The organism is Streptomyces sp. SID12501, assembly GCF_010550245.1.
Lineage (GTDB): Bacteria > Actinomycetota > Actinomycetes > Streptomycetales > Streptomycetaceae > Streptomyces.
In genome coordinates, this window is the sequence record NZ_JAAGLU010000479.1 from 1 (window position 1) to 495 (window position 495).

Here is a 495-nt window from a genome sequence, read left to right on the forward strand (position 1 = left end):
GCGACTGCACGGAGCGTCCTGGCAGGCGAGGCCGCGGCCGAGGCCGCACGCAAGACCTCGGCCGAGGACGAATCCGCCCTCCTGACCAAGGCACCGGAAGAACCGGACGCCGCCTCCCCCGAGGAGCCCGCGTTCCCCGTCGCCGGCGACGACCGCGCCGCCGCCTTCTTCGACCTCGACAACACCGTCATGCAGGGCGCCGCGATCTTCCACTTCGGTCGCGGCCTCTACAAGCGCGAGTTCTTCCGCCGCCGCGAACTGGCCCGCTTCGCCTGGCAGCAGGCCTGGTTCCGGCTCGCCGGCGTCGAGGACCCCGAGCACATGCAGGACGCCCGCGACAGCGCCCTGTCCATCGTCAAGGGCCACAAGGTCTCCGAGCTGATGTCGATCGGCGAGGAGATCTACGACGAGTACATGGCCGAGCGGATCTGGCCGGGCACCCGCGCCCTGGCCCAGGCAAATCGGAAGGGCGTCCGGTAGGTAAAGAGTGTAGGC

Annotated in this window: 1 pseudogene; it reads left to right on the forward strand. The window is 70.1% G+C overall.

The window, feature by feature from the left end:
- Positions 1 to 462: pseudogene (locus G3I71_RS46870) on the forward strand (HAD family hydrolase); the annotation flags it as partial.
- Positions 463 to 495: the final 33 nt, after the last annotated feature.